General features: G+C 66.8%; 20 protein-coding genes and 1 tRNA gene. 8 read left to right on the forward strand and 13 right to left on the reverse strand.

Translation table 11 applies throughout. The features are described 5' to 3' along the window. Positions 1–39: 39 nt before the first annotated feature. The 5 genes from gltX to gor all read right to left on the reverse strand — a co-directional run bounded on the left by gltX (position 40) and on the right by gor (position 7,147). Positions 40–1,380 (reverse strand): glutamate--tRNA ligase, encoded by a 1,341-nt coding sequence (gene gltX / locus HPT29_RS16860; RefSeq protein WP_173949226.1) that lies wholly within the window; start codon positions 1,378–1,380, stop codon positions 40–42. A gap of 202 nt (positions 1,381–1,582) precedes the next feature. Further along, positions 1,583–3,316: an NAD+ synthase gene (locus tag HPT29_RS16865; RefSeq protein WP_173949225.1), complete on the reverse strand. Its 1,734-nt coding sequence runs from the start codon at positions 3,314–3,316 to the stop codon at positions 1,583–1,585. Positions 3,317–3,816: 500 nt separating this feature from the next. Beyond that, positions 3,817–5,202, reverse strand: a complete 1,386-nt coding sequence (locus HPT29_RS16870) for a class II 3-deoxy-7-phosphoheptulonate synthase (RefSeq protein WP_173949224.1) — start codon at positions 5,200–5,202, stop codon at positions 3,817–3,819. Positions 5,203–5,499: 297 nt separating this feature from the next. Next, on the reverse strand, positions 5,500–5,727 hold the full coding sequence (locus HPT29_RS16875; RefSeq protein ID WP_173949223.1) for a hypothetical protein: 228 nt from the start codon (positions 5,725–5,727) through the stop codon (positions 5,500–5,502). A 34-nt stretch (positions 5,728–5,761) separates the two neighbouring features. After that, positions 5,762–7,147: a glutathione-disulfide reductase gene (gor, locus tag HPT29_RS16880; RefSeq protein WP_173949222.1), complete on the reverse strand. Its 1,386-nt coding sequence runs from the start codon at positions 7,145–7,147 to the stop codon at positions 5,762–5,764. A gap of 228 nt (positions 7,148–7,375) precedes the next feature. Here gor and HPT29_RS16885 point away from each other — a divergent pair, with 228 nt between their 5' ends. The 3 genes from HPT29_RS16885 to HPT29_RS16895 all read left to right on the forward strand — a co-directional run bounded on the left by HPT29_RS16885 (position 7,376) and on the right by HPT29_RS16895 (position 10,399). Then, positions 7,376–8,347: a Bug family tripartite tricarboxylate transporter substrate binding protein gene (locus HPT29_RS16885; protein ID WP_173949221.1), complete on the forward strand. Its 972-nt coding sequence runs from the start codon at positions 7,376–7,378 to the stop codon at positions 8,345–8,347. 68 nt (positions 8,348–8,415) lie between these two features. After that, positions 8,416–8,889: a tripartite tricarboxylate transporter TctB family protein gene (locus HPT29_RS16890; RefSeq protein ID WP_173949220.1), complete on the forward strand. Its 474-nt coding sequence runs from the start codon at positions 8,416–8,418 to the stop codon at positions 8,887–8,889. Positions 8,890–8,899: 10 nt separating this feature from the next. Then, on the forward strand, positions 8,900–10,399 hold the full coding sequence (locus tag HPT29_RS16895; protein WP_173949219.1) for a tripartite tricarboxylate transporter permease: 1,500 nt from the start codon (positions 8,900–8,902) through the stop codon (positions 10,397–10,399). 71 nt (positions 10,400–10,470) lie between these two features. On the opposite strand, the gene HPT29_RS16900 is transcribed toward HPT29_RS16895, so the two are convergent. The 3 genes from HPT29_RS16900 to HPT29_RS16910 form a co-directional block, all read right to left on the reverse strand. Continuing rightward, positions 10,471–10,971 (reverse strand): DUF2059 domain-containing protein, encoded by a 501-nt coding sequence (locus tag HPT29_RS16900; RefSeq protein ID WP_173949218.1) that lies wholly within the window; start codon positions 10,969–10,971, stop codon positions 10,471–10,473. A 30-nt stretch (positions 10,972–11,001) separates the two neighbouring features. Further along, on the reverse strand, positions 11,002–11,637 hold the full coding sequence (rpiA, locus tag HPT29_RS16905) for a ribose-5-phosphate isomerase RpiA (RefSeq protein WP_247654717.1): 636 nt from the start codon (positions 11,635–11,637) through the stop codon (positions 11,002–11,004). Positions 11,638–11,853: 216 nt separating this feature from the next. Next, positions 11,854–12,309, reverse strand: a complete 456-nt coding sequence (locus tag HPT29_RS16910; RefSeq protein WP_173949216.1) for a hypothetical protein — start codon at positions 12,307–12,309, stop codon at positions 11,854–11,856. Positions 12,310–12,400: 91 nt separating this feature from the next. Here HPT29_RS16910 and HPT29_RS16915 point away from each other — a divergent pair, with 91 nt between their 5' ends. After that, positions 12,401–13,102 carry an HAD family hydrolase gene (locus HPT29_RS16915; RefSeq protein ID WP_173949215.1) on the forward strand — a complete coding sequence of 234 codons (702 nt, stop codon included), beginning with the start codon at positions 12,401–12,403 and terminating at the stop codon, positions 13,100–13,102. A gap of 67 nt (positions 13,103–13,169) precedes the next feature. On the opposite strand, the gene HPT29_RS16920 is transcribed toward HPT29_RS16915, so the two are convergent. Beyond that, positions 13,170–13,244, reverse strand: a tRNA-Val gene (locus tag HPT29_RS16920). A gap of 247 nt (positions 13,245–13,491) precedes the next feature. Here HPT29_RS16920 and HPT29_RS16925 point away from each other — a divergent pair. After that, a complete protein-coding gene (locus HPT29_RS16925) occupies positions 13,492–14,076 on the forward strand; it encodes a L,D-transpeptidase (RefSeq protein WP_173949214.1) in 585 nt (194 codons plus the stop codon). A 128-nt stretch (positions 14,077–14,204) separates the two neighbouring features. On the opposite strand, the gene HPT29_RS16930 is transcribed toward HPT29_RS16925, so the two are convergent. Continuing rightward, positions 14,205–14,573 carry a gamma-butyrobetaine hydroxylase family protein gene (locus HPT29_RS16930; protein WP_173949213.1) on the reverse strand — a complete coding sequence of 123 codons (369 nt, stop codon included), beginning with the start codon at positions 14,571–14,573 and terminating at the stop codon, positions 14,205–14,207. A 207-nt stretch (positions 14,574–14,780) separates the two neighbouring features. Here HPT29_RS16930 and moaA point away from each other — a divergent pair, with 207 nt between their 5' ends. The 3 genes from moaA (at position 14,781) to HPT29_RS16945 (ending at position 17,782) form a co-directional block, all read left to right on the forward strand. Continuing rightward, positions 14,781–15,821, forward strand: coding sequence for a GTP 3',8-cyclase MoaA (gene moaA, locus HPT29_RS16935; RefSeq protein ID WP_259060740.1), 1,041 nt, complete (start codon positions 14,781–14,783; stop codon positions 15,819–15,821). Positions 15,822–15,831: 10 nt separating this feature from the next. Beyond that, complete coding sequence (locus HPT29_RS16940) at positions 15,832–16,638, forward strand: ABC transporter substrate-binding protein (RefSeq protein ID WP_173945503.1); 807 nt, start codon at positions 15,832–15,834, stop codon at positions 16,636–16,638. A 277-nt stretch (positions 16,639–16,915) separates the two neighbouring features. Then, positions 16,916–17,782: an NAD(P)-dependent oxidoreductase gene (locus tag HPT29_RS16945; RefSeq protein WP_173945504.1), complete on the forward strand. Its 867-nt coding sequence runs from the start codon at positions 16,916–16,918 to the stop codon at positions 17,780–17,782. Positions 17,783–17,845: 63 nt separating this feature from the next. Here HPT29_RS16945 and HPT29_RS16950 read toward each other — a convergent pair whose 3' ends face one another. From HPT29_RS16950 to HPT29_RS16960, 3 genes are all read right to left on the reverse strand, one after another. After that, positions 17,846–20,158, reverse strand: a complete 2,313-nt coding sequence (locus tag HPT29_RS16950; RefSeq protein ID WP_173945505.1) for a caspase family protein — start codon at positions 20,156–20,158, stop codon at positions 17,846–17,848. A gap of 244 nt (positions 20,159–20,402) precedes the next feature. Then, on the reverse strand, positions 20,403–20,609 hold the full coding sequence (locus HPT29_RS16955; RefSeq protein WP_173945506.1) for a hypothetical protein: 207 nt from the start codon (positions 20,607–20,609) through the stop codon (positions 20,403–20,405). A 13-nt stretch (positions 20,610–20,622) separates the two neighbouring features. After that, complete coding sequence (locus HPT29_RS16960; protein WP_173945507.1) at positions 20,623–21,414, reverse strand: enoyl-CoA hydratase-related protein; 792 nt, start codon at positions 21,412–21,414, stop codon at positions 20,623–20,625. Between the last annotated feature and the right edge of the window lie 239 nt (positions 21,415–21,653).

The raw sequence follows: 21,653 nt of genomic DNA on the forward strand, positions 1-21,653 counted from the left end.
GGGATGGCCGGGACGAGCCCGGCCATGACGTCGGGTGTTTCAAGCTGCCTGCCCGGCCAGCCGTGCCCTCGCCCTCTCGGGCCCGATCAGCGGCAGCAGGGCGCCGAGCTCGGGACCGTGGTCGAGCCCGGTGAGCGCCAGGCGCAGCGGCATGAACAGGGCCTTGCCCTTCACGCCTGTGGCGGCCTTCACAGCCTCCGTCCAGGCCTTCCAGGTCGCGGCATCCCAGGGCTCCGCCGGGAGGACGGCCGTGGCCGCCGCGATGAACGCCTCGTCCTCGATCACCGGCGACACCGGGCCCCGCACGACGTTCGCCCATTCGGCCGCGTCGCGCACCTTCGTCAGATTGCCGCGCACCGCGTTCCAGAACCCCTCGCCCTCGTCGGCCCCGAGCTCCGCCAGCCGCTCACGAGCGGCCTCGTAGGGCATGTCGTGGATCAGGCGAGCGTTCAGATGCTCCAGCTCGCTCTCGTCGAACTTCGCGGGCGCACGGGAGATATGGGAGAAGTCGATCAGGCGCGCGAGGTCATTGAGATCGGCAACGGGCCGCACTGCCTCCGCCGAGCCGACCAGCACGGCGAGCGAGGCCACCGCCTGCGGCTCGAGGCCGGCCTCGCGCAGCCCCTTGATCGAGAGATGGCCGAGGCGCTTCGAGAGGCCCTCGCCGCTCGCCGTGATCAGCAGGCTGTGATGGGCGAAGGTGGGCACGGCCGCGCCGAGCGCCTCGAAGATCTGGATCTGCACCGCCGTGTTGGTGACGTGGTCCTCGCCCCGGATCACATGGGTGATCTTGAGCTCGATATCGTCCACCACGGATGGCAGCGTGTAGAGATAGGTTCCGTCCTCTCGCACCAGCACCGGGTCGGACAGCGAACTGCAATCCACGTGGCAGGGCCCGCGCACGAGATCGTCCCAGGTGACGTTCGTCGGCTCGAGGCGGAAGCGCCAATGGGGCCTGCGTCCTTCCTGCTCCAGCTTGGCCCGGTCTTCATCGGTCAGCCTGAGGGCGGCCCGGTCGTAGATCGGCGGCAGGCCGCGGGCGAGCTGACGCTTGCGGCGGAATTCCAGCTCTTCCTGCGTCTCGTAGCAGGCATAGAGACGGCCGACCGCCTTCAGCCGCTCGGCGGCCGCGTCATAGAGATCGAACCGGTCGGACTGACGGACGATCACGTCCGGCGGGATGCCGAGCCAGCGCAGGTCGGTCTCGATGGAATCCGCGTATTCCTTCTTCGACCGCGCCACGTCCGTATCGTCGAAGCGCAGGATGAAGGTGCCGCCCTCCCGGCGCGCGAAGAGCGCGTTGAGCAGGGCCACGCGGGTGTTGCCGATATGGATGTGCCCAGTCGGGGACGGGGCGAAGCGGACGATGGGCTTGGACATGCAGATGCTATGGCGAAGCGCGCTCGGCCGCGCAAGGGGTGACGGGCGTTTCGCCCTCGTTCCCGGCGTGCGAACCACCGGGCACGATTACCCTCCCGGCCATGGCCGGGCTCGTCCCGGCCCCGGTCGGGAAGGCGTGGCGTCTCAAGCGATCGGGATCACCGGGACAGGCCCGGTGATGACGTGGCGGATTTCGAGAACCCTAAACGTCCTGTGGGCCGACCCGCGGCTTGCCCATGGCGCGCTCCAGGGCCTCGTCCTTCCGGTGGGCGACGAGCCCCTGGTCGCGGAAGCGATTGACGATCGGATAGCGGCGGTCGCGGCCGAAATTCTTGCGCGTCACCTTCACGCCGGGCGCCGCCTGGCGGCGCTTGTATTCGGCGATATAGAGCAGCCGCTCGACTTTCTTGACGACCTCCAGGTCGTAGCCCTTGGCCACGATGTCGGAGACGCGAAGCTCCTCCTCCACCAGGCCGCGGAGGATCTCGTCGAGATCCTCGTAGGGCGGCAGCGAATCCTGGTCCTTCTGGTTCTCGCGCAGTTCGGCGGTCGGCGCCTTCGACAGGATGTTCTCGGGGATGACGATGCCGTCCGGCCCGAGGGCGCCGTCCGGCTTCCAGCGGTTGCGCAGGGCCGAGATGCGGTAGACCTCCATCTTGTAGAGGTCCTTGATCGGGTTGAAGCCGCCGTTCATGTCGCCGTAGATGGTGGCGTAGCCCACCGACATCTCCGACTTGTTGCCCGTGGTCACCACCATGGCGCCGAACTTGTTGGAGATCGCCATCAGGATCGTGCCGCGGGCGCGGCTCTGGAGGTTTTCCTCGGTGATGTCCCGCTCCCGGCCGGCGAAGAGAGGCTGCAGGGCAGCCTCGAAGCCCTCGACGGGCTCGGCAATCGGCAGGATGTCGTAGCGGACGCCCAGCGCCTTGGCGCAGTCCTCCGCGTCCTTGAGCGATTCACCCGAGGTGTAGCGATAGGGCAGCATCACGCAATGAACTCGATCGGGCCCGAGCGCATCCACCGCCATGGCGGCGCAAATGGCGGAATCGATGCCGCCCGAGAGACCCAGCACCACCCCGGGGAAGCGGTTCTTCTCCACGTAGTCGCGCAGTCCCAGGACGCAGGCGGCGTAATCGGCCTCCCGGCCCTCCTCGACCGTCTCGACGGGCGCCTCGCGGCAGGCCCAGCCCTCCTCGCCCTTCTCCCAGACGGTCAGGACGATGGCTTCCTCGAAGGCCGGCAGCTGGCCGGCGAGCGAGCAATCCGCGTTAAGGATGAAGGAGGCGCCGTCGAAGACGAGCTCGTCCTGGCCGCCGACCTGGTTGAGATAGACGAGCGGCAGGCCGCTTTCCGTCACCCGGGCGCTGGCGATGCTGAAGCGCTCGTCCGTCTTGCCGCGATGATAGGGCGAGCCGTTCGGCACCAGGAGCAGTTCGGCTCCGGTCTCGGCCAGGCACTCGACCACGTCGCCGCTCCAGATGTCCTCGCAGATCGGAACGCCGATCCGGATGCCGCGGAAGTTCACCGGTCCCGGCAGGGGGCCGGGATCAAAATTGCGCTTCTCGTCGAACACGTCGTAGTTCGGCAGATCCACTTTGTAGCGGACGGTGATCGCGCCGTTGTCGAGCAGCGCATACGCGTTGTAGAGGGCGTCCCCCTCGCGCCAGGGCAGCCCGATCAGCATGCCCGGACCGCCGTCGGCCGTCTCCCGCGCCAAGCGTTCCAGGGCCGCCCGGCAGGTATCCTGAAAGGCCGGCTTGAGCACCAGGTCCTCGGCCGGATAGGCGGCGAGGAACTGCTCCGTGAACATCACGAGGTCGGCCCCGAGACGGGCCGCCTCGGCGCGGGCCTGGCGCGCCTTCTCCTCGTTGCCGGCGACGTCGCCGACGATGGGGTTGAGCTGGGCGAGGGCGATCTTGAGCGTGTTCTGAGCCATGATTCCTGAGCGTCGGACTCAAACGTGGAAGCCACTTTTGAGAGCCATCCGATGCTCCCTTTCTTGCTGGACGCATCATTCTGCGCGGAAAACCGGGACCACTTTTCCGCAGGATGCGCTGGGATCTAGCGCGCTGCCGGGTGGGCAGCAATCCAAGCGTAAAGCTTTCCCGTGAACTCTTAAACGCGCGTGGAGCAAGGCTGATCCAAGTGCGCGGCATGGGTCCCGCGCAAACTCGAATCTCTCGATTTCACATTCCCTGCAAAGCTCAAGCTTTTGGTGGAACCCGCAACAGTCCAGTTCGTTATTTCCACACGAAACACTGGGAGACTGACATGTTGAAAGGCGGCCTGCTCTGGCTTATCGGCATCCCTCTGCCGATCATTCTTATCCTCTTCTTCATGGGCTGGCTGAGTTAAGCCCAATCACGAGTAGAGTTGCGTATGCGTAAAGAAAAAGGGGCGCCCCAAGCGCCCCTTTTTCTTAAATCGACCAGTCGCTCATTCCGCCGCGAGGGCGCTCGGTCGTTCCCTTGACTGGCGCTCGCGCTTGATGAGCTCCGAGGTCAGGAACGCGATTTCCAGCGCCTGCTCGGCGTTGAGGCGCGGGTCGCAATAGGTGTGGTAACGGTCGCGCAGGTCCGCATCGGTGAGCGCGCGCGCCCCGCCCGTGCATTCCGTGACGTTCTTGCCGGTCATCTCCAGGTGGATGCCGCCCGCATGGGTGCCCTCCGCCTGATGGATGGCGAAGAAGTCCCTCACCTCGCCCATGACACGTTCGAACGGACGGGTCTTGTAGCCCGAGGCCGCCTTGATCGTATTGCCGTGCATCGGATCGCAGGACCACACCACGGTGCGGCCCTCCTTCTGCACCGCCCGGATCAGGCCCGGCAGGTGATCGGCGACCTTGTCGGCGCCGAAGCGGCAGATCAGGGTGAGGCGCCCGGCCTCGTCCTCTGGATTGAGGGCTTCGATGAGCTTGAGCAGACCGTCGGCCGTGAGCGACGGGCCGCACTTGAGCCCGATCGGGTTCTTGATGCCGCGCATGTATTCCACATGGGCATGGTCGAGCTGGCGGGTGCGGTCGCCGATCCAGAGCATGTGGCCGGAGGTGGCGTACCAGTCGCCGGTCGTGGAATCGACCCGGGTCATGGCCTCCTCGTAGCCGAGCAGAAGGGCCTCGTGGCTGGTGTAGAAATCCGTCGAGCGCATCTCGGGATGGGTTTCCGGATCGACCCCGATGGCCCGCATGAAGTTCAGGCTCTCGGTGATGCGCTCGGCGAGCTCACTGTAGCGCGAGGATTGCGGGGAATCCTTCACGAAGCCGAGCATCCAACGGTGGGCGTTCTCGAGATTGGCGTAGCCGCCGGTGGCAAAAGCGCGGATCAGGTTCAGCGTCGCGGCAGACTGGCGGTAGGCCATGAGCTGGCGGCGCGGATCGGGCGTGCGCGCCTCCGGCGTGAACGCGATGTCGCTGATGATGTCGCCCCGATAGCTCGGAAGTTCGACGCCGTCGATGGTCTCCGTCGGGGCCGAGCGCGGCTTGGCGAACTGGCCGGCCGCGCGTCCGACCTTCACGACCGGGGAGCCGCCCGCATAGGTCAGCACCACGGCCATCTGGAGGAACAGGCGGAAGAAGTCGCGGATGTTGTCGGCCGAATGCTCGGCGAAGCTCTCGGCGCAGTCGCCGCCCTGGAGCAGGAAGGCCTCGCCCTTGGCAACCTTGCCCAGGGTCCGCTTCAGCTTGCGGGCCTCGCCCGCAAACACCAGCGGGGGAAAGCCGGCGAGCTGCTGCTCGACGCTCTCAAGCGCCTCAAGGTCCGGATAGGCCGGCACCTGCTGGATCGGCTTGTTTCTCCAGCTGTCGGGCGTCCACCGCTCGGTCATGACACTTACCCCCGTGTCCTTTCTCAAAATTCTCGTCGTGCACCGCAACAAGCGGCACGAAACGGCACCTATACACGACATATTCAAAAAGGCGAGTGCGCTAGTTCACAGACCCGCTCCAGAGGACCGGATGCCGCGGCGCCTCGAATCGAGCCGCAAATCCTTCGATATGGAAGAATGGCGCTCCTCAGCGGGCGTGGCGCTGGCGGCTCTCGCGCCGGGACATCCAAAGGGCGCCGAACCCCATCGCGACGGCGATGACCGGGATGCCGAAATAGACATAGGCTTCCAGGAGGGTCATGGCTTCAGGTCTCTCAAGATCAACTTCGCTATGGAATGTAGGATAAAGCCTACGAAAAGCCAAATGATGCTGACCACGATGGCGATGGCATCCCTCGGCATGGCGTCCGACCCGTACCCGACGGCCACCATCGGTCCCACGAACCCGGCGATCACGAACGCGACGGCGACGTTGTTGAGCGCCGTCGCCGTCAGCTTCGTCTGCTCGTTATGGATCAGGCTCACCCCTCTCCCCTTCTGACAGAGCGCTCGGGCGTCTTTATCCCACCGCCACCGGCTTCTTGACCACCACGGGCGTGCGCATGGTGACCAGTTCCTCGGATGCCGTTGGGTGAACCGCCACGGTGCGGTCGAAATCGGCCTTGGTCGCCCCCATGGTGACGGCGATGCCAGCGAGCTGGATCATCTCGCCCGCATCATGCCCCATGATATGGACGCCCACCACCTTGTCGCTGGCCTTGTCGACGATGAGCTTCATGAAGACCCGGTCCTTGCCGCCTGACAGGGTGGCCTTCATGGGCCGGAAGGCCGTCTTGTAGACGTCGATCTCGCCGTAGATCGCCCGGGCCGCCGCCTCGCCGCAGCCAATGACGCCGATCTCCGGGGTCGAGAAGACCGCCGTGGGGATGAGGTCGTGGTCGACGATGGTGGGCTTTGCCCCGAACACCGTATCGGCGAAGGCGTGTCCCTCGCGGATGGCGATGGGCGTGAGGTTCGCCCGGTTGGTCACGTCCCCCACCGCATAGATCGAGGGCGCGAGGGTCTGGGAATAGCCGTCGACCGGGATGGCCCCGACCTCGTCGACGGTGATGCCGGCCTTCTCGAGGCCGAGCCCCTTGGTGTTGGGCCGCCGCCCGGTGGCCACGAGAACCTGGTCGACCATCCGCACCGAGCCGTCGGACAGGGTCGCGGCGATCCCGTCCGCCGTCTTCTCCAGCCGCGTGAGGGTCGTGCCGAGAGCCAGGTCGATTCCCCGCTGGGCGTAGGCCTCACCGAGGGCATCGCGGACATCCTCGTCGAAGCCGCGCAGGAGCTTGTCGCCCCGGTGCAGCAGGGTGACCTCGCTGCCGAGCCCGGCGAAGACGCCCGCGAACTCGACCGCGATATAGCCGCCGCCGACCACGAGGATGCGCTTCGGCAGGGTGTCCAGATGGAAAACCTCGTTGGACGTGATGCCGAGCTCGCCGCCCGGAATCACGGGCTCCAGGGTCGGATGGGCGCCCACCGCCACCAGGATGTAGCGGGCGCGGATGCGGGCACCGGTCTTAAGCACGTGGACCGTATGGGCGTCTTCGATCACGGCGCGGCTGTCGATGACCTCGACGCCCGCCTTCTCCAGGTTCGCCCGGTAGATGCCCTCGAGCCGGTCGATCTCCCGGTCCTTGTTGCGGATCAGGGTCGCCCAGTCGAAGCGCGTCTCGCCGACGCTCCAGCCGAAGCCTTCCGCATCGTGGAAGTCGTCGGCGAAGCGGCTGGCATAGACCATCAGCTTCTTCGGCACGCAGCCGCGGATGACGCAGGTGCCGCCGACCCGGTATTCCTCCGCCAGCATGACCTTCGCGCCATAGCCCGCCGCGATGCGGGCGGCACGAACACCGCCGGATCCGCCTCCGATCACGAAGAGGTCAACGTCGAAAGAGGACATGGGGCGGTCTCCGCTCAATTCTGCAACTCGATCATTCATATAAGGACGGTTCTCGCCGAAGTCCTCCGCCAGCCCTGCTTCGGAGACATGGCTGCTCACCTGAATAGCGCAGCTCTTACGCGAAGGTACGGTAAGGATAAAGGTGCAAGCCGCTTGCCGCCCTGCTGTTCCCTCATTAGGGTCTGCCGCGACAGGCCGACCGGATGTCGGCGTCAACGGAGGAAATCGATGAGCCAGTTTCGTAAAGGTCTTTGGCGCGGCGCTCTCGCTGCGGCGGCCGTGGCAGGGTTCGTGACAACGGCGGCAGCTCAGATGGAGCTCAAGATCATGGCTCCGGCGGCTCCCGGCGGCGGTTGGGACCAGACGGCTCGCTCCATGCAACAGGCCCTGACCCAGTCGGGCATCGCCAAGAGCGTGCAGGTCGCCAACGTTCCGGGCGCCGGCGGCTCCATCGGCATCGCCCAGCTCGTCAACAACTCCAAGGGTGACGGCAACCAGCTCATGGTGATGGGCTACGTGATGGTGGGCGCCCTCCTCACCAACAAGTCGCCGATCACCCTCGACCAGACGACCCCCATCGCCCGCCTGACCGCGGAATACGAGGCGATCGTCGTTCCGGCGAACTCGCCGATCAAGAGCGCCAAGGAACTCGCCGACGCCATCAAGGCCGATCCGGCCAAGGTGACCTGGGCCGGCGGCTCCGCGGGCGGCGTCGACCATATCGCGGCGGCTCTCTTCGCCAAGGCGGCGGGCGCCGATCCCACCAAGATCAACTACATCCCGTTCTCCGGCGGCGGCGAGGCCCTGGCGGCCATCCTTGGCGGCAAGGTGACGGCGGGTATTTCGGGTTACGGCGAGTTCGAGAGCCAGGTGAAGGCCGGCAAGCTTCGCCTCATCGGCCTCACCACGCCGGCCGACAAGGCCACCGCCGACCTGCCGTCGATCAAGGCGCAGGGCGTCGATCTCGAGATCGCCAACTGGCGCGCGGTCGTGGCCCCTCCCGGCATCTCGGCCGACCAGAAGAAGGCCCTGACCGAGGCCATGGACAAGATGGCCAAGTCCAAGGAGTGGCAGGAAATCCTGAAGGCCAAGGGCTGGGAGGATTCCTACGTGTCCGGCGACGCCTTCACCAAGATCCTTGCCGACGAGCAGACCCGCACGAAAGAAGTGCTCACCGCCGTGGGGCTGGTGAAGTCTTAAATTTCAAGATAAAGCCCGTTGGAAGCGCCGCGTTCTCGGAGCGCGGCGCTTCTTTTTTGGGATAACCTATGAGCACATCACCCCAGCGGCGCGTCGACGTGGCAGGCCTCGTCATCGCGCTTCTTCTTCTCGGCCTGGCCGGTCTTGTCTGGTGGGACATGACCAAGCTCCAGATCCTGTCCCCCTACGATCTCGGCCCGAAGGTCATGCCGGTCGTCGTCTCGATCGGCCTGACGCTGCTCGCGATCGGCAACGGCATCGGAGCCCTGCAGGGCAATCTCCCGCCCCGTGACAGCCTCGACTGGAAGCCCATCATCCTGATCCTCGGCGGTCTTGCAGCCCTGATCGTCCTGATCGCGATCGGCGGTGGCTTCATGATCGGCACGGCCATCCTGTTCGCCACCACCTCGGCCGCCTTCGGCCGCCGGGCGTTCCTGACCGATCTCCTGATCGGCGCCGTGATCGCCGTCTTCGTCTATCTGCTGTTCGGCAAGCTCCTGACCCTGTCCCTCCCGGCAGGGCCGCTCGAGCGTCTGTTCTGAGGCCCTGCCCATGGAAGCCTTCACGTCCCTCGCGAGCGGTCTTGCCGTCGCCATTCAGCCGATGAACCTGCTGTTCGCCCTCATCGGCGTCCTTCTCGGCACCGCCGTCGGCGTTCTGCCCGGTATCGGCCCGGCGCTCACCGTGGCGCTGCTCCTGCCGATCACCTTCAAGCTCGATCCCGCGGGCTCGATCATCATGTTCGCCGGCATTTACTACGGCGGCATGTACGGCGGCTCGACCACCGCGATCCTGATCAACACGCCGGGCGAAAGCGCCTCCATGGCAACGGCGCTTGAAGGCAACCTGATGGCCAAGGCCGGCCGCGGCGGCCCGGCGCTGGCGACCTCGGCCATCGGGTCCTTCGTGGCCGGCACGATCGCCACCCTGGGCCTGACGCTGCTCGCCCCCTATCTCGTCGAGATCGCCGTGAGCTTCGGGCCGGAGGATTACTTCGCTCTCATGTGCGTGGCCTTCGTGACCGTCTCGGCCACGTTCGGCGATTCCCCGGTCCGCGGCCTCACCAGCCTGTTCATCGGCCTGCTGCTCGGGCTGGTGGGCATCGACATCCTGTCCGGCCAGTCCCGCCTCAGCTTCGGCATTCCGGAGCTCTACGACAACATCGAGGTGACGACCCTGGCGGTCGGCCTCTTCGCTGTCGGCGAGGCCCTCTACGTGGCGTCACGCCGCCACATCCATGAGGAGAAGCTCGAGCCCGTCCGCGGCTCGCTCTGGATGACCAAGGAAGACTGGAAGCGGTCCTGGAAGCCTTGGCTGCGCGGCACCATGTTCGGCTTCCCGATCGGGGCCCTTCCGGCGGGCGGGGCGGAGATCCCGACCTTCCTGTCCTACGCGACCGAGAAGCGCCTCACCAAGCACCCGGAGGATTTCGGAAAGGGCGCCATCGAGGGCGTCGCCGGCCCGGAGGCCGCCAACAACGCGTCCGCGGCCGGCACCCTCGTGCCCCTGCTGACGCTCGGCCTTCCCACCTCGGCCACGGCCGCCATGATGCTCGCGGGCTTCCAGCAATACGGCCTCAATCCCGGCCCCCTGCTCTTCGCCGAGCAGCCTGCCCTCGTGTGGGGCCTGATCGCCAGCCTGTTCATCGCCAACGCCATGCTGCTGGTGCTGAACCTGCCGCTGGTCGGCCTTTGGGTGAAGCTCCTCGCCATCCCGCAGCCCTGGCTCTATGCCGGCATCCTGGTCTTCGCCACGATGGGCACCATCGCGGCCAACCCATCCCCGGTCGAGCTGATCATGCTGACCGTGTTCGGGGTGCTCGGCTTCCTGATGCGGCGGTTCGACTTCCCCATCGCCCCGGTGGTGGTCGGGCTGATCCTGGGACCGATCGCCGAGAGCCAGCTGCGCCGGGCCCTCTCGATCAGCCTGGGCGACCCGATGGTGCTGCTGCAGAGCCCGATCTCCGCGACCCTGCTCGGCATCGCGGTGATCGCCCTGGTCCTGCCCTTCTTCTTGAAAGGCCTGGGACGCTTCAAGGCGGTCGAGGACTGACCTCGAAGGCACCGCTTCAAAAACAAAGGCCCGGTTTCCCGGGCCTTTTTCATGTCGGGGTGCAGCCTAGCTCAGTTCAGCTGGTGGCCGCGCTTGCCCATTTCCTCGCGGGCGCGGGTCATGATGAACTGGGAGGTCTGCTGCGTCCAGGCCGCGAGATCCCGCACGATGTCGTCGAGGACGCCCGGCTGGACCTGCACGTATTTGGCCCCGGCCGGCGACTTGTAGAAGGCCGCGATGTCCTTCAGCTCGGACTCGGACAGGCGCAGCGCGAAGGCCCGCGCGGCGTTGTCGAGCATCTTCTGCTTCTGCTGCTCGAGCTCCGGCCGGATGATGGCCACGACCTGCTCCAGATCCTGCTTGATCTCGGGACGGGTGACGTTCATCTGCTGCAGCTGCACGAGAAACGGCTCGGACATGGCGTCGAACGAGCGGGTCATGCCCGAGCTCATGGCGACCTCGCGGGCGACGGCGAGGTGGCTCGCGCTCGGCTGGGCCTGGGCGAAAGCCGGGCTGGCGAGCAGGAACAGCGCGACGGAGGTCGCGGCCAGGCGGGAGGCGGTGCGGATCATAGAAGTGGCTCCAATCGTCATGGCTTAGGGTCAGAGCTGACCGAGTTCGACGAGCCTGTCGCCCGTTGCGAGGATCGCCCCGGTGGCAAGGCCCAGGAAAAGACCGTGCTCCACGACGCCGGGAATGTTGTTCAGCGTCGAGGCGAGCACGTTCGGCTTGTCGATGCGCCCGAGATGCGCGTCGAGAATGAAGTGACCCCCATCCGTCACATAGGCGGCCCCGTCGGGCGCGTGCCGCAGTTGCAGCTCACCGCTCATGCCGAGGCTGTCCAAAAGCCGGACGATGGCCCGCTCGGTGGCCGTAAGGCCGAAGGGCACGACTTCGATGGGCAGGGGAAATCGACCGAGCTTGGTGACGTGCTTCGACCCGTCGGCGATGACGATCATCCGCTGGCTCGCGGACGCGACGATCTTCTCGCGCAGGAGCGCGCCGCCGCCGCCCTTGATGAGCCGCAGATCGTCGTCGAGCTCGTCGGCTCCATCGACCGTCAGATCGAGATCCGGGGTCTCGTCGAGTGTCGACAGGGGAATGCCTTCGCGCTGCGCTTGGTCACGGGTCGCCTCGGAGGTGGGAACGCCCACCACCTTGAGGCCGCCCCGGACCCGCTCGCCGATGGCCGCGACGAAATGGGCGGCCGTCGAACCGGTGCCGAGGCCCAGCCTCATGCCGTCGGTGACGAGCTCGGCAGCCCTCTCGGCCGCAGCGCGCTTGAGATTGTCGCTCACTGAAATCCTCTGAGATTGCGTCCGCCCTGGCTTGCAGTTGGCCTTTCGCTCGCCTCTAGCATGTCAGGACGGCAGGAAGAAAGAACGTTTCATCTTGAGCCGACCGCGGAGCCCCCGCCAGAGCCTCCAAAGCGTCCATGAAGCTCATGGAGAACCTCATGGACGCTGCGGCGAGGCCCCGGTGCCCGGTCCGACGCTCGGGGTGGCCCCCGTCGGCGCTGCCGTCGAGGCGGCCGGCGATGGCGTCATCTGAGGCGTGCAGACCACCCGCTCGTCGAAAACGTAGCAGATGCTCATCTGGCCGGTCCGGTAATTGACCCGGAAAACGCCCCCTTCCCGCTCGTGCCGGGAGGCGACCAGACCGTATTCACCGGGGGCCTGGGCTCCAGCGCCCTCGCCGGCGCTATAGCAGAGGGTGACCCCGACGGTGCCTTCCTGCAGCCCATATTGACAGGAGCTCACCTCGCCGGTGATCCGATCGATCCTATAAATCCTGTTCAGGTCAGTCTGAGGTGCAGGCACGAAATCATAGGAGGCCGCCAGGGCGGGGCCGACAAGACCTCCCGGCGCCAGGACAGCCAAAATCAACGCCGCGGAACCAAGGAACCGCATTCAACACTCCATCCGGTAAGAACGAATCAACCATAGGCACCATATCATCCCAAGGCTTGATTCCCTTGCCTCCAGCAGGTAGCCGACCTTCATGGCCATCGATACCCCGCACATCGTCTCGCCCATCGCGGTCTTCGATCTCGATGGAACCCTGGCAGACACGGCCGGCGACCTCGTCGGGACCCTGAACGTGATCCTCGAACGGGAGGGACTCGCCGCCCTGCCCGTGGCGCAGGCGCGCGACATGATCGGCGCAGGCGCCCGAGCCCTGATCGAGCGCGGCTTCGAGGCTGCCGGCAAGGAGCTGGCGCCCTCCCGGCTCGATGAGCTGTTCCGCCAGTTCATGGTCCATTACGGGCAGAACATCTGCGTCCGCACCAAACTGTATCCTGGCGTGGAAGCGGCCCTGGATCGGCTGGAGGAGGCCGGCTTCATCCTGGCAGTGTGCACCAACAAGGTCGAGGAGCATTCGGTCAAACTGCTCGACGCGCTCGGCATCGGCCACCGCTTCGCGGCCAATTGCGGCCGCGACACCTTTCCCTACTTCAAGCCCGATCCGCGCCACCTGACGCTCACCATCGAGCGGGCCGGGGGAGACCCGGGCAGGGCCGTGATGGTCGGCGATTCGCGGACCGACATCGTGACGGCCAAGAACGCGGGCATCCCGGTGGTGGCGGTCCCCTTCGGCTATACCGACGTGCCGGTTCGCGAGTTGGGACCCGACCTCGTCATCGACCATTTCGACGGCCTGTTCGCCGCCGTGCGAGCCGTTCTGAGACCCATGGCCGCGTGATGTGCCGCATGGATCGCGTGCGACCCGTCGCACACGACAATGTGAAGCTTGGCTTGTCAGGAAGGAATGGTGGGCGCGACAGGGATTGAACCTGTGACCCTTCGCGTGTGAAGCGAATGCTCTCCCGCTGAGCTACGCGCCCTGACAAGGGCCTTCTAAAGGCGCACAACCCCCTGCGTCAAGCCAAAGAAGCACGCTGCCGGCGAAGTATTTCGATCCATGAATTGTGGCACCGTGACTTTAACCTGCCGCTTACGATGTGGCTGGATTGGGGCATCTCGGCACTAGGATTTTATAGCAAAACCTTGATAAAGCTTGGATCCGAAGCGGGGCTGTTGCGTTATCGACATGCAGGACCTGCCATCAACCGTGTTTTATCCGAGGCAAAAATGGGACGCACTCGCGCTGCTCTGTCCGGGCTCGTCGGCGCCTTCGTCGCCGTTGCGACGCCGGCTGCGGCATTTACAGCATTCGATCCTCTGACCCGCCAGCCCCTCTACAGCACCGAGGAGGCCCTGAAGGCGCAGGCCTCGCCGGTTCCCCGCGAGGTCGTGTCCTTCGACGGACGCTATGCTCCCGGCACGATCGTGGTCTCCACGAGCGAACGTCGCCTGTACTTCGTCCTCGGCAACGGCCAGGCCCTGCGCTACGGCATCGGCGTCGGCCGTCCGGGCTTCACATGGGCCGGCACCCACTCGATCACCATGAAGCGCGAATGGCCGGATTGGCGTCCGCCGGCGGCCATGCTCAAGCGGCGTCCCGATCTGCCCCGTTACATGAAGGGCGGCCCGGACAATCCGCTCGGCGCCCGCGCCATGTATATCGGCAGCACGATCTACCGCATTCACGGCTCGAACGAGCCGGAGACCATCGGCGAGGCCGTCTCCTCGGGCTGCATCCGCATGACCAACGAGGATGTGACGGATCTCTACAACCGCGCCAAGGTGGGCGCCCGGGTCGTCGTCCAGCGCTGAGGTATCACCGTTCCCGTCATGGCCGGCCTCGTGCCGGTCATCTCGAGCGGACGAGCGCGCCGTTTCGAGCAATCGAGATCACCGGGACAATCCCGGTGATGACGGTCCGGAGAGATCCGCCTTTCTTGTCACCTTACGCGATCCCGCGACAATCCTTTGGCGGCGAGCTCGTCGAGATAGGCCTGCCATTTCTCCCCCCGCTCGGCCCCGAGCCGGTAGAGGAAGTCCCAGCCGTAGATCCCTGTATCGTGCATGTCGTCGAACACGAGCTTGACGGCGTAGTTGCCGACAGGCTCCACGGCCAGAATGGCGACCTCCCTTTTGCCCGGCACCGTCTTGCGTTCTGCCGGGCTGTGCCCCTGGACCTCGGCCGAGGGGCTCGTCACCCGCAGATACTCTGCCGGCAGGTCGAAGGCTGTGCCGTCGTCGAAAGCGACCCGCAGGCTGCGCCTGTCCTTGGCGAGGCGGAGTTCCGTCGGCCAGCGCTCGGATGTCATGGCCCGTCCCTTTCCTGATTTTCGGTCTCACGCCGGGCTCGCGGACGCGAGAACCGGGTATGCCCTTGTCGGGATCCACCCGATGCCCCCATCTTCGATGAGCCCACTATCTGCGCGGAAATGAGAATCCCCTTTTCCGCACGATGTGCTAAGTGCTTGATCGTCAAATCGAAGGCAAGCGTTCGCGCGAACGAGGATTTCTCCGCCATGGGGGCCTTCCCGGCTCATCCCGAGACTTCCAGCAAGACCGGCCGGTCCCTTCTGGACCCGTTTGCCCGGGCGATCACCTATCTGCGCGTCTCAGTGACGGATCGTTGCGATTTCCGCTGCGTCTATTGCATGTCCGAGGACATGGCCTTCCTGCCCAAGCGCGACCTGCTGACCCTGGAAGAGCTCGACCGGATCTGCTCGGCCTTCGTCGACAGGGGCGTGCGCAAGCTGCGGATCACCGGAGGCGAGCCCCTGGTGCGGCGGGACATCATGACCCTGTTCGGATCCCTGTCGCGCCATCTGGACTCGGGCGCGCTCGACGAACTCACGGTCACCACCAACGGCTCGCAGCTCGCCCGCCATGCGAGGGACCTCGCCGCCTGCGGGGTCAAGCGGGTCAACGTGTCGATCGACACCCTCGACCCCGACAAGTTTCGCGCCATCACCCGCTGGGGCGACCTCACCAAGGTGCTCCAGGGGCTCGATGCCGCGCAGAACGCCGGCCTGAAGGTGAAGATCAACACCGTCGCGCTCAAGGGCGTGAACGAGGACGAGATCGAATCCCTGCTCGCATGGGCCCACGGGCGCGGCATGGACCTGACCCTGATCGAGGTGATGCCGCTGGGCGAGATCGACGGGCAGCGCATCGACCAGTTCCTGCCCCTCTCCCAGGTGCGCGCGCGCCTCGCCGCGCGCTACGAGCTGGAGGATCTCGCCGACCGCACCGGCGGACCGGCGCGCTATGTGCGGGTGAAGGAGACGGGCGGACGGCTCGGCTTCATCACGCCGCTGACCCACAATTTCTGCGAGAGCTGCAACCGGGTGCGCCTGACCTGCACGGGCCAGCTCTTCATGTGCCTCGGCCAGGAGGACGCGGCCGACCTGCGGGCGCCGGTTCGCGCCTCCGAGAGCAACGAGCTGCTCGATCGGGCCATCGTCGAGGCCATCGCCCGCAAGCCGAAGGGGCACGATTTCATCATCGACCGGCGCCACGCCCGCCCGGCCCTCTCCCGCCACATGAGCGTGACAGGGGGCTGAGCGCGTTTCCATGAGTCAGAGAATCGGGATGTTCGGGCGGCGACTGGCGGTTCTCGCCGGCCTGCTCGTCGCGATCGGGGGGCAGGCCTGTCTGGCGCAGGACGCTGCCCCGGCACAGAAGCCCGTGATCCGCGTGGCCGTCGAGGGCGCCTATCCGCCCTTCAACTTCATCGATGCCAACAACGAGCTGCAGGGCTTCGAGGTCGATCTTCTCAAGAGCCTCTGCGACGCCATGAACGCCACGTGCGAGCTGGTGCCCCATGCCTGGGACGGCATCATCAAGGGTCTCGTAACCCACGAATACGATGCGGTCATGTCGTCGCTCGAGATCACCGAGCGGCGGCAGAAGCGGATCGCCTTCTCCGATCCGTACTACCGCATCCCGGCGGTGTTCATCGGCTCCAAGGAGACGGCTCCCGGCGAGGTCACGCCGGCCGCCATGGCGGGCAAGAGGATCGGCACCATCGAGCGCACCGATCACGAAACCTATCTCAGGACCTTCTACAAAGATTCCGAGATCGTGCTCTTCGCCAAGGCGGAAGAGGCCAATCTCGACCTCCTCGTCGGCCGCATCGACGCCGTCTTCGCGGACGAACTGCTCCTCTCGAAATTCCTGGAGAGCCGCGAGGGCGCCTGCTGCCACATCATCGGGGACGCGCCCGCGGAGCCCGCCTACAAGCGCGAGGCCTACGGCATCGGCCTGCGCAAGGAGGACGAATCCCTGCGCGACCAGTTCAACCGGGCCATCGCGCAGGTGAAGGCGGACGGAACCTACGACCGGATCAGCGCCAAGTATTTTTCCTTCGACATCAAGTAGCGGCGCGGGATCCGTCTCCTCCGTCATGGCCGGCCCCGTGCCGGCCATCCTGCGGCCTCACTGACACCCTCTCACGTCATGGCCGGCCTTGTGCCGGCCATCCCGATTGTTTGAAGCGCCACGCTCATCCGATCGGGATCACCGGGACAAGCCCGGTGATGACGTGCGAGGGCGGCACCGGCCTCCCCGTTGCTGTCCGCACCGGGGATCGTGGAAAAACCGGGTCCACTTTTGCGCGCGATGCGCTAGAACCGGCGAAGCATTCAGGGAGCACACGATGGCGAAGGTTGCATTCCTCGGACTTGGCGTGATGGGCTATCCCATGGCGCGTCACCTCAAGGCCAAGGGCCATGAGGTGACGGTCTACAACCGCACGGCGGCGAAGGCCGAGCAATGGGTGTCCGAGAACGGCGGGCGCGCCGCCAGGACGCCGCGCGAGGCCGCGGAGGGACAGGAGATCGTGTTCGCCTGCGTGGGCAACGACGACGACCTGCGCGAGGTGACGCTCGGCCCCGATGGCGCCTTCCACGGCATGGGCCAGGGCACCGTCTTCGTCGATCACACCACGGCCTCGGCGGAGGTCGCCCGCGAACTCCATGCCGCCGCCAAGGAGAAGGGCTTCTCCTTCATCGACGCGCCTGTCTCGGGCGGTCAGGCCGGGGCGGAAAACGGCGTCCTCACGGTCATGTGCGGGGGCGACGCAGACGTCTACGCGAAGGCCGAGCCGGTGATCATGAGCTTTGCCCGCGCATCCCGCCTCCTGGGCGAAGCGGGCGCCGGCCAGCTCACCAAGATGATCAACCAGATCTGCATCGCGGGCCTCGTGCAGGGGCTGGCAGAAGGCATCCATTTCGGCCAGAAGGCTGGCCTCGACATCGAGGCGGTCCTCGAGGTGATCTCCAAGGGCGCGGCCGGCTCCTGGCAGATGGAGAACCGCGGCAAGACCATGAACCAGGGCAAGTTCGATTTCGGGTTCGCCGTCGACTGGATGCGCAAGGACCTGTCGATCGTTCTGGGGGAAGCCCGCAAGAACGGCGCGAGCCTTCCGGTCACGGCCCTCGTCGACCAGTTTTACGCCGACGTACAGAAGATGGGCGGGAAGCGCTGGGACACGTCGAGCCTGATCGCCCGGCTTGGCAAGTAAACCTTTGCCTTCAGGAAGCTGAAACAGAAGCGCCGGAGCCTCGCGGTTCCGGCGCTTTTCGTTTCAGCGGAGTCGTTCGGCGCAAGGATACCCAGGTCGGCACCATTCCGAGCCGTTTCCGCTCGGGCGCCCGCCCGACGGCCCGGGGGTGGGCCGGATCCGAGCGGGCTGGTCATCGCCGCGGCCCGGACGCGGCTGGGCCGGTGGGCGCTGCATCTCGCGGAAGGCCCGCTCCTCCCGCGGCACTTCCATCCGCGGGACCGGCCTCGGCTGAACCGTCGGCGCGTCCGGGCGCTCGAACTGGGGTGCTATGCGCCGCGAAGGACGCTCGCGGTCCGGTCTCTCCATCGTGGCAGGCCGCTCGCGCTCGACAGGCTGACGAGGGCGGTCGGTCCCGCGGTAATGGCGCTCCTCCGGGGGCGGAAGCCCATCCGCCGGACGAACGGCCGCGGGAGCGCCCTGCTCGGGCCTGATGCGCGGTGCCGGGCGGTCGAGGTCGCCCCATCCCGGCCGTTCCCGCTCACTGTCGGGCCGCGGCCGCTCGGGACGAGGCTGGCGCGGCAGGATCTCGCCCCTGTCGGTCCGCGGGTCGCCGGGCCGGGCCGCATCCCGAACGGGCGCCTCGGGGCGGAGCCGGCGGGGCTCGGGGTCGCGCGCGGCGGGACGCAGGCCGCGCGGCCCGTCCGGGCGCGGCGGCTCGCCCGCGTCGAACCGCTCCGGACGCAGCCGCTCCCGCGGGACGTCCGCGAGCGGGATCGGGCGCGTGGGAAGACGGACCGGACCGGCGCGTGGCGCCTCTCCGGGGCGGGCACCCCTGTCCTCGCGTGGTCCCCTGCGATCCACCGAAGCCGGGATCGGCTGGATCGGTGCGGCGAGCCCGGGCTGGCGCGGGACGACCGGCTGCTCGGGACGCAGGCCTCGACGCGGGCGGGGGCCACCCTCGGCGCCCATGAGGGCACCGAGAACCGGCGGAGCGGCCACGGGAATGGCGACGGGACCCCGCGGAGTCACCGGTGCGATCGGCTGGTAGAACGACCGCGGCGGGCGGGCCCGCACGGGCACCGGGATCGCCATCGGGATCGGCAGGATTCCGGCCATCACCGGCGGCGGCGGGGGCTCGCGGATGATGGTCACGAAATCCTCGTCCTCGTCGGGCGGCGGCAGGAGATAGACGGGCACCCGAGGCGGCGGCACATCGCGGATGATGGTCACGACCTCGACCACCTCGACCCGCTCCACCTCGGGCAAGGGTGGAGGCAGGTCGTCATAGACCACCTCCTCGAAGGCGGCCGGCGGAGCGTAGGGTGCGGACAGGCGCGCGAGCCGGCGCCGGCTGTCCGGCGCGTGCGGGCCGTTCGGATAGCGGCGCAGATAGGTCCAGTATGCCTCACGCGTGTTGCTCGCCAGGGTCCGGCGCCACACGAGGGCTTCGCGGCGGGCGGCCAGAAGCGCGGTCACGCGGCGGGCCAGACGATGATCCGGGTAGCGGCGAAGAAACGCCTGGTAATCCTGGATCGTGTCGCGCTCGACCGCGATGGCATAGGCCTCCTCGGCGGGCACCTCCTCGATCCGGCGCACCTCGCGCACCAGGGGCGGCGCCGCGGCTTCCGCCTGCTCGAAGAACACGAAGGAGGCCTGCCCGAGATTGGCCGAATGCCAGGGGATCTGCACGCCGTTCGTCGCCTCGTGCGTGCGAAGCCGCGTGCGGGCGAAAACCTCGTCGAGCGGCATGCCCGGCTGGCGGATCATCTCGGCCAGCGCGGTCGCATATGGCCCGTAGGGTCCCTGGCCGTCGACGGCGGTGATGTTCGGGGCTGAGGAATAGGCCATCAGGAAGCCGGCGGGCGGCTCCATCAGGGCGAGGCCCCTGGCGATCGGTTCGCCCGCGGCGGCGAGCGGGTAATCCCGCGCCATGTCGGCCACGACGATCCGCGCCTGAGCAGGGCTGCGCTCGAGGGAGCGGACGAGATCGGACAGGCGAAAGCCCTCGATCGGCACGTCCACGTCGCGCTCGATGCGGGCATCGACGGGGACGAGATAGTTCTCGCCTTCGAGCTGGACCCCGTGGCCGGCAAGATACACCACCACGGTGGAACCGGGCTCCAGATCCTGGGCCTTGTCGAGGAAGTCGCGAACGAGGCTGCGCAGGTCGTTGGCGCCGAGATCGCGCCCCTGGATCACCTCGAATCCCGCGCTGGTGAGGGTCTGGGCGACAAGCCCGGCGTCATTGATCGCGGTCGCGAGCGAGCGCCCCGTGTAGGCGCCCTGCCCGATCACCAGGGCAAGGCGATCCTGCGCGAACGCCGCCGATGCCGGCCCGCCCAAGGCCGCCAGGGTCAAACCGACAATAACGATAGCACGTTTCAGACGAGACACGGTTCATTCACCCTTTCACCCGCCGCGCGGGCCTTTGCGAACAGATAAGGTCAGATCAGTTGAATGGCCCGTGAACAAAGCGGAACGGCAGAATCGGTTTCGAAACGCTATCCTGTCCATTGAGGCCGGGCCAGTCCCGGCGGTCCCGATCGTGTGGAGCGCAGCGTTTTTCCTTAATCGGGATCACCGGCACAGAGCGGTTGATGACGTGCAGGGTCAGCAAGGGGGCGGACGTGCTCGATCATTACCGCCGGGTCATGGTCAGGTAGACCACGAAGGCCCCGATCGCGACCGCAAGGCCCACGATCACCATCTGGCGCGTCTCGCCCGTCAGAGCCGCGTCCCGGTACATCTGGTTGAGCCGCTCGGCCCTTTCGGGATCCCGCGACATGAACAGCCCGATCACGATGCTCAGGGTGGCGAGGCCAAGAATCCAGTAGGTGGGGCGCATCGGGCTGATCTCCTTATCGTCCCTCGAACCGGGGTGTCCGCTTCTCGCGGAAGGCCGCGACGCCTTCCATGAAGTCCTCGCTCGATCCGGCCTCGCTCTGGAGCCTGGCTTCGAGGTCGAGCTGCGTCTCCAGGCTGTTGGCGAGGCTTTCCGCCACCGCCCGCTTGGTGAGGCGGTAGGCGAGCCCCGGGCCCTCGGCCAACCGCGCCGCGAAGGCCGCCACGTCGACCGCGAAGGACGCGTCGTCGAACACCTTGTAGACGAGGCCCATGCGCCGGGCCTCCTCGGCCGGAACCGCCTCGGCGCTCAGCATGAGAGCGAGCGCCTGCTTGGGGCCGACGAGGCGCGGCAGGATCCAGGTACCGCCCGCGTCCGGGATCAGGCCGATCCGCGCGAAGGCCTCCTGCAGATAGGCCGAGCGTGCCGCCACGACGATGTCGCAGGCGAGCGCGATGTTCATGGAGGCTCCGACCGCCGGGCCGTTCAGGGCCGCGATGGTGGGCTTCGGGTAGTTGGCGAGCCGGAGCACCAGCGGGTTGTAGTCGCGGGCGAGCGCGGGGCCGAGATCGATGCGGCCCTGATCGTCGCGCTTCAGGTCGACGGTGAGATCCTGGCCGGAGGAGAAGGCCCGCCCCTCCCCGGTCAGCACCACCACGCGCACGGCCTCGTCCCGCTCGCACCGATCCAGCGCATCGCGCAGGTCCGCATGCATGGCGGCGTTGAACGCGTTCATCCTCTCGGGCCGCGCGAGCGTGATCGTCGCGACCGATCCGTCGACGGTGCAGCGCAGGGTGGTTGGGCTCATGCATCGGGCTCCTGATCCTCAAGCTAGAACATAGAACGGATCTTGAGGCGGAGAACCCGGAAAAGTCGCGTTCCGACTAAGGACGATCGGATCGACGGCAGATCGCCGGTGTCCGCCGGACGCGCCCCGATAGCGGCCCCGGCGTTCAGAGAAGGATCATGGTGAAAAGGCCGAAGCAGAAAATGACCGCGAGACCCGCCACAACCAGGGACGTCGGGCCACTCGCCCTCAGGCGGGAT

This window comes from Microvirga terrae (assembly GCF_013307435.2).
GTDB classification, from domain to species: domain Bacteria; phylum Pseudomonadota; class Alphaproteobacteria; order Rhizobiales; family Beijerinckiaceae; genus Microvirga; species Microvirga terrae.